Origin of the sequence: Frankia sp. AvcI1, from assembly GCF_001420875.1 — a bacterium.
Lineage (GTDB): Bacteria > Actinomycetota > Actinomycetes > Frankiales > Frankiaceae > Frankia > Frankia alni.
Genome location: NZ_LJFZ01000013.1, coordinates 187,270 through 193,871 on the forward strand (window position 1 = coordinate 187,270; position 6,602 = coordinate 193,871).

The 6,602-nt window shown below is 73.7% G+C and carries 5 protein-coding genes and 7 pseudogenes; 6 read left to right on the forward strand and 6 right to left on the reverse strand.

The features are described 5' to 3' along the window. Positions 1–331: 331 nt before the first annotated feature. From UK94_RS53630 to UK94_RS15650, 6 genes and pseudogenes are all read left to right on the forward strand, one after another. Positions 332–614: right-handed parallel beta-helix repeat-containing protein (locus UK94_RS53630; protein ID WP_235488148.1), on the forward strand; the 283-nt coding region annotated here is incomplete at its 3' end. A 17-nt stretch (positions 615–631) separates the two neighbouring features. After that, a pseudogene (locus tag UK94_RS53635) lies at positions 632–1,678 on the forward strand (right-handed parallel beta-helix repeat-containing protein); the annotation flags it as partial. Positions 1,679–1,690: 12 nt separating this feature from the next. Further along, on the forward strand, positions 1,691–2,575 hold an 885-nt coding region (locus tag UK94_RS53640; protein WP_235488071.1), incomplete at its 3' end, for an AAA family ATPase. 1 nt (position 2,576) lies between these two features. After that, positions 2,577–2,881: pseudogene (locus UK94_RS53645) on the forward strand (sporulation protein); the annotation flags it as partial. Between the two features lie 235 nt (positions 2,882–3,116). Further along, a pseudogene (locus UK94_RS15645) lies at positions 3,117–3,328 on the forward strand (hypothetical protein); the annotation flags it as partial. Positions 3,329–3,551: 223 nt separating this feature from the next. Further along, the gene (locus tag UK94_RS15650) at positions 3,552–4,037 is read left to right on the forward strand and encodes a helix-turn-helix domain-containing protein (RefSeq protein ID WP_313949512.1); all 486 of its coding nucleotides are present in this window, start codon (positions 3,552–3,554) and stop codon (positions 4,035–4,037) included. Between the two features lie 307 nt (positions 4,038–4,344). Here UK94_RS15650 and UK94_RS74025 read toward each other — a convergent pair. From UK94_RS74025 to UK94_RS53670, 6 genes and pseudogenes are all read right to left on the reverse strand, one after another. Further along, positions 4,345–4,394: hypothetical protein (locus tag UK94_RS74025; protein ID WP_268761393.1), on the reverse strand; the 50-nt coding region annotated here is incomplete at its 5' end. Positions 4,395–4,429: 35 nt separating this feature from the next. Then, a pseudogene (locus tag UK94_RS53650) lies at positions 4,430–5,057 on the reverse strand (glutamate--tRNA ligase family protein); the annotation flags it as partial. A 1-nt stretch (position 5,058) separates the two neighbouring features. Continuing rightward, positions 5,059–5,295: pseudogene (locus UK94_RS53655) on the reverse strand (glutamate--tRNA ligase family protein); the annotation flags it as partial. A 1-nt stretch (position 5,296) separates the two neighbouring features. Continuing rightward, positions 5,297–5,757, reverse strand: a pseudogene (locus UK94_RS53660) (glutamate--tRNA ligase family protein); the annotation flags it as partial. A 160-nt stretch (positions 5,758–5,917) separates the two neighbouring features. After that, a partial coding sequence (locus UK94_RS53665) for an FCD domain-containing protein (protein WP_235488073.1) occupies positions 5,918–6,338 on the reverse strand: 421 nt, incomplete at its 5' end. 1 nt (position 6,339) lies between these two features. Then, positions 6,340–6,602, reverse strand: a pseudogene (locus UK94_RS53670) (winged helix-turn-helix domain-containing protein); the annotation flags it as partial.

Genomic DNA, 6,602 nt, shown 5'->3' on the forward strand with positions numbered 1-6,602 from the left:
GAAGGGTGCGCCGGTGGTCGGGGATGCGCCGATGGTGAAGGGCGCGCCGGTGGTCGTGGGTGCGCCGGTGGTCGGGGGCGCGCCGATGGCCGGGCGGATTCCGACAGGGGAGGGCGACGCGGAGGCGGCGGTGCGGGTCGGGCCAGGTGCGTTTCCGACCGTCGGCGCCGCGCTACGGGCGCTGCCGGCCGGCGGGATGGTGTCGATCGCCCCCGGCCGCTACCCGGAACAGCTCGTCCTCGACCGGGCGGTTCGCCTCGTTGCCGCAAGCGGCCCGGGGACGGTGTGGCTGGCCGGAGTCGGACCGCTGATCGTGCGCGCGCCTGTCGTGATGGACGGCCTCGGCCTGGCCGGCGCCGACCCCGCCGCCGCCACGCTGCTCGTCACCGCCGGCGTCGCCGAGCTGGCGGACTGCGACATCGTCGGCGGCCGGGTCGAGATCGCCGGCGGCTCCGCCCACCTGCGCGGCTGCCGGATCGCCGGAGCCGACCTGGCCGGGCTGCACGTCCTCGGTGACGGGCGGGCGACTCTCACGGGCTGCGTCGTCGAGAGCGTGGCGGGCACGGGTGTGGTGGCGGCTGGTGAGGCTGTCGTGGACCTGGTCGACTCGCGGGNGAGCCGGGNGAGGGGNTCCGGACTTCGGCTGCGGGGCCGCGCGACGCTGTGGGCGCGCAACTGTGAGATCAGCCGGTCCGGACGCAGCGGCCTGCTGGTCGAGGAGGACTGCGCCGCGATGTTGGAGGGCTGCCTGTTCCTGAACCCCGGCAGGGAGGGGATCCGGCTGCTGGGTCCGCCCGCGGATGCCGGCGCGTCGGCGGCGGACCCCGGCAGTTCCGGAGATGCCGGCAGTTCCGGAGACGGCGACGGTTCCGGAGACGGCGACGGTTCCGGAGACGCCGACGCGGCCGGGGATGAGCGGGGGGCCGGGGTGCGGCTGGTCGCCTGCGAGATCGTCCAGGCCGGCGCCGACGGCCTGCTGCTCGAGGGAGCCGCCCGCGCCAGCCTCGTCCGATGCCGGATCCGGCGAACCGCCCTGGCGGGAGTGGTCGCCCTCGGGCACGCCGAGTTGCGCCTCGACTCGTGCGACATCGACGCGGCCGGCACCAGCGGGCTGGTTGCCCGCGGCAAGGCGTCGCTGCACGGCGTGGGGGGAGCGGTTCGCGGTTGCGCGGCGAACGGGGTGTTCCTCACCGACGGCGCGCGGGCCGTCCTGGCCGGCCTCACCGTCGAGACCAGCGGCTACAGCAACGTCCACCTCGGCGCGGACGCCTACGGCGAGCTGTCCGGCGGCCGGCTGCGCGGGACCCCCGAGCATGGCCTGCACGTCGCCGGTGCGGCCGTGGCGCGGCTGCGCGGCGTCTCGGTCGCCGGCAGCGCGATGTCCGGCATCCAGACGGAGGGCACGGCGGCCCTGACAGCCGACGACTGCGAGCTCGACGGCAATGCGAACGGTCTCGCCGTGGCCGCCGGCACGTCGGCCGTGTGCACGGGCTGCCGCATCACCGGCGGTTCCGGGGCCGGCGTGCAGATCGGTACCGATGCCGAGGCCACCTTGCGTACCTGCCGGGTCGAACGAACCGGCGCGGCCGGGGTGGTGCTGGCCCAGCGGGCCCGCGCCCGGCTCGAGGACTGCGAGATCGTGGAGACCGGCGGCTCGGCCCTGGTGATCTGGACCGGTNCCAGCCCCGTGGTGCGATCGACGCGGCTGCGGCGGCCGGCGAAGAACGGCCTGTTCGTCGGCGACGGCGCCGCGGGCACCTTCGAGGACTGCGAGATCGCCGGCTCCGGCCTGCCGGCCGTGCACGTGGGCGACGGCGCCCGCCCGCGGCTGGTCGGCTGTCGCATCCTGGACTGCGAGGCGGACCTGAGTCTCGCCGAGGGCGCCGAGCCGGAGTTCGCGCGGTGCGAGGTCCGTGACGTACGCCAGGTGCGCCTGCCGGGCGCGACGGGTGCCGGGGGCGGGTCGCCCGACGCGGCGGTCGGCACGGGTCCCGCCGCTGTGGGCGCCCCGACAGACCCGGACCGGCGCGGACGGCGCGGCGCGGCGCGGGAGCGACCGACTGCGAGCCTGGCGGACCTGCTGGGCGAGCTGGCCGGGCTGGTCGGCCTGGAGCGGGTCAAGCAGGACGTCGGCGCGCAGGTCAAACTCATGCGAACCGTCCGGCGCCGCCAGGAGGCCGGCCTTCCCGCGCCGCCGCTGAGCCGGCATCTGGTGTTCGCCGGAAACCCGGGCACCGGGAAGACGACCGTGGCCCGGCTGTACGGTCGGCTCCTCGCGGCGCTCGGCATACTCGAACGCGGCCATCTCGTCGAGGCCGACCGCTCGGACATGGTGGGCGAGTATGTGGGCCACACGGCGCCGAAGACCCAGGCGATCTTCCGACGGGCGCTGGGCGGCGTGTTGTTCGTCGACGAGGCCTACTCCCTCGTTCCGCCCGGCCTCGGCAACGATTTCGGCCAGGAGGCGATCGCCACGCTGGTCAAGCTGATGGAGGACCACCGCGATCGGGTCGTCGTCATCGTGGCCGGATATCCGGCGGAGATGACGCGGTTCGTCACCTCGAACCCCGGGCTGNCCTCCCGGTTCTCCCGCGTCATCCCCTTCGAGGACTACACCTGCGCGGAACTCACCCAGATCGTGGCCGGCCAGTGCCGCCAGCACGAGTACGAGCTGCCCGCCCCCACCGTCGCCGCACTGGACTCCTATTTCGCGGCGCTGCCCCGCAACCGCGGCTTCGGCAACGGCCGGCTCGCCCGTCAGGTGTTTCAGCAGATGACGGAGAACCAGGCGCAGCGGGTGGCGGAGCTCGCGGTACCGACGACCGAGGACCTGCTGCGGTTGGATTCCGTCGACCTGCCCGAGCTCGGTGCCGGGAGCTGACCGGGCCGGTCGCCGGACCAGCGGGAGCTCGGCTCCGCGGGGGACCGCGCTGGCCACCTGAGGTTCATGCTGACCTGGCCGTGGGGTAGTAATCATTGCGGCGGCACAACGCCGGCCGGCCGGCGGCCATCCGCCAGCACGTCCATCGGTCTCCCGGGAGGCAACATGCGCATCAGGCCCAGCGTCGTCATCGCACTCGGCCTCGGGTACGTCCTGGGGTCCCGAGGCGGACGCNAGCACTACGACGTGATCATGCGACAGCTTCGGGAGGTTCGGGAACGCCCAGAGGTGCAGAGCGCCGCCGGCGTCGTGTCCGCGCAGGCAGGGACGGTCTTCCACCGGGTCCGCGGCCTGTTCGCCGGGGAGGTCGAGCCGTCCGGAACCCGCCCGTTCCGTCCGGTGGCGGCGCACAGCTCGAACGGTGTCAGCTCCGTCGGCGCCCATTGAGGACCGGCGGCGCCGCCGTCGCATCGTCCCGGGACCGGATTGGCAGCCGGTGTCCCGTCGTCTCCTCTCGGATGGTCTCACCGTTGGACGGCGTCGCCGCCGGGTGGTGTCCCCGTTGGGCGTTGTTCCCGTCGGGTGGTGTCGCCGCCGGATGGTTCGGTCGTCGCCGCTCCCGGCGGGTCGACCCGGGGGAGCGTGCGGGCGCGACGGATCGGAGCACCCCATGGCGATGAAGCCGGCCAGGTCGGCGCGGGCACGGGCGGCGGGGCCGGGGCGAGCGGGCGGCCCCGCGCCGGCGGAGGTTCCCGGTGGGGTGCCGCCGGCGCTCGCCGCCCTGGTGGACCTGCTGGGCCGGCGCTTCGCCCTCGGCCTCTACTGGCACCTGCGGGGCGGCTCGCTGCCGTTTCGCACGCTGGCGGCCCGGCTGGACGCCCCCGAGGCGCAGCTCGTCCAGCGGCTGCGGGAGTTGCGGGAGGCCGGCCTGGTCGAGGTGGACGAGGTCGGCGAGTACCGGCTGACCCCCACGGTCGGCGCCTGCAGGGCGTGCTCGAGCCCCTGGCCACCTGGGCGGCGGACTGGGCGGCGCTCAGCCCGCGCCAGCGCAGCCCGCGCGGCGCCTCCACCCGCGGCCACGACGAGCCCTGAGTGCGCGTGGGCGGACTCTTGTCCCGACATCACGGGATGTCTACCGTCAATGAACGGAGCGTGATTTCGAGATCACAGGTTGTCTTTTGCTGATCTTAAGAATCCTTTAGGCCCCGAGAGATGTGCTGGTCACCGTCGAACCTGGTGCCGACGAGCACCGGAGCGCGACCTGATGGATCCGAGCTTCACCCGGCGGAGGTAACCCCGACCTCCGGTGGGTCTCCCTAGCCCGGGTCGCGGCCCGTCCCAGCCGCGACCCGGGCTCATCAGTTCTGGCCAGCTCCCTCAGCTCGTGAGATCGGGCCAGCTCCCTCAGTCCGGGCCAGCTCCCGGAGCCGGTGAGCCGAGTCCGGGAGCGCGGCGGCCGCCGTTCAGCCGGCGGCGAGACGATCCCGGGCCGCGGCGATCCGACGGCGGGTGGNCTCCCGGCCGAACACCTCGAGCGACTCGAACAGNGGCAGCCCCACGGTGCGCCCAGTGACCGCGACCCGCACCGGCGCCTGCGCCTTGGCCAGCTTCAGGCCGTGGCGCTCGCCGAGCTCGGCCAGCGTCGCCTTCAGCGTCTCGGCGTCCCACTCGATCTTGCCGAACACGTCGTGGACGTCGGCGAGCAGCTGCGCCGCCGGCCCCTTCATCGCCTTCGCCCAGGCCGCGTCGTCCACCGGCGCCGCCGGCAGGAACAGGAAGTCGACCATCGGCACGATCTCCGCCAGCACCGACACCCGGGACTGGGCGAGCCCGGCGACGGCGGCGAACGTGCCGGCGTCGAAGGCGTCGGCCGCCCACGGCGCCGCCGGGGGAGCCAGCCACGGCTCGACCGCCGCGATGAACTCCTCGACGCTCAGCGCCCGGATGTACTCCCCGTTGAACGCCCGCAGCTTCTTCTCGTCGAAGAACGCCGGGGACGGCTTCACGTCGGCCAGGTCGAACGTCGACTCGATCGTCTCCCACGGCACGATCTCGTCGTCGCCCGACGGCGCCCAGCCGAGCAGCATCAGGTAGTTCTTCATCGCGCCGGGCAGGTAGCCCTCGTCCCGGTAGGACTCCAGCGCCACCTTGTCCCGCCGCTTGGACAGCTTCTGCCNCTTCTCGTTGACGATGACCGGCACGTGCGCCCACACCGGCGGCTCGGCGGCGCCGAGCGCGGCCCACAGCAGCTGCTGCTTGGGCGTGTTGGACAGGTGCTCCTCGCCCCGGATGACGTGGGTGATCCCCATCTCCAGGTCGTCGACGACGTTGGCGAGCAGGAACACCGCCGAGCCGTCCGCCCGCGCGATCACGAAGTCCTCGATGGTGTCGTTCGGGAACTCCGGGGTCCCGCGNATCAGGTCGTGCACCGTCGTCACGCCGTCGTCGGGAGTGCGAAAGCGCAGCGCGCGGCCGGGACCGGGCTCCAGCCCGCGGTCGCGGCAGAAACCGTCGTAGCCGTGCTGGGCGTTGCCCGTGCGCTCCGCCAGCGCCTCGCGGGTGCAGTCGCAGAAGTACGCCAGCCCCGCCTCCCGCAGGCGGACCGCGGCCGCCCGATGCCGGTCCGCGCGAGAGGACTGCAGCACCGGGCCCTCGTACCGGCCGGGGCTGATCCCGAGCCAGTCCAGCGCACTGATGATGCCGTCGGTCCACTCTGGCCGGTTGCGCGAGGCGTCGGTGTCCTCGACGCGCAGCACGAAGTCGCCGCCCGCGCGCAGCGCCACCAGCCAGTTGAACAGCGCCGAACGCGCCCCACCCACATGGAAGATGCCGGTGGGAGACGGCGCGAATCGAACCCGTACCCGCCCAGATCCCATGCGGGGCAGCGTACAGGGATCGCGTGGGGCCGACGGAGCGCCGCGGTGGCGCCGTCGTCGGCCGCATCCGCCGGCAGGTGGCCATCCCGGGCGCGCCGCGGCGGCCGGTACCCCGAACGGGCGGCGGGTGGCTCGCTGCCCGGGTGGTCGGCTACGCGGCCTAGTCGCCGAGGAGGTCGAGGGGGGTGGTGGGTTGGTGGGGGGTGTGGGGGGTGGTGGTGAGGTGGTGGCGCCAGAGGGTTTCGGCGGCGTCGGGGTCGTGGTTGGTGAGGTGGGTGAGGAGTTGGTGGTGGGTGGTGTGTTGGTGGCGCAGGGTGGTGAGGTCGGGGGTGGGGGTGTCGGGGGTGGGGGTGGTGGCGTCGAGGATGTGGCGGAGCATGCTGCTGATCATGGTGAGGGTGTGGTTGGCGGGGGTGGTGAGCAGGAGGGTGTGGAAGTTGAGGTGGTGGGTGTGGATGTCGGTGGGGTTGGGGTGGGGGGTGGCGAGGGCGTGGTCGGTGGTGGTGAGGTGGGTGGTGAGGTGGGTGAGGTGGGTGTCGGTGGCGGTGGTGGCGAGTAGGCGGATGGCGGCGGGTTCGAGGNGGGTGTGGGCGGTGTGGATGTCGGCGAGGGTGGTGTGTTGGTGTTCGAGGACGAGGGCGGTGTAGCGGGCGGCGACGTGGCCGTTGGGGGTGTGGACGCGGGCGCCGCCGTGGGCGCCGCGGCGGACGCTGATGAGGGCTTCGGATTCGAGGACGCGGAAGGCTTCGCGCAGGGTGGGGCGGGAGACGCCGAACTGTTCCATGAGGACGGCTTCGGGGGGCAGGGCGTCGCCTTCGTGGAGTTCGCCGCGGACGATCTGGCGG

Bases quoted from the DNA above. Each gene is read 5' to 3' on its own strand.
- UK94_RS15650 (WP_313949512.1), top strand. From the start codon at position 3,552: ATGGCGATGAAGCCGGCCAGGTCGGCGCGGGCACGGGCGGCGGGGCCG.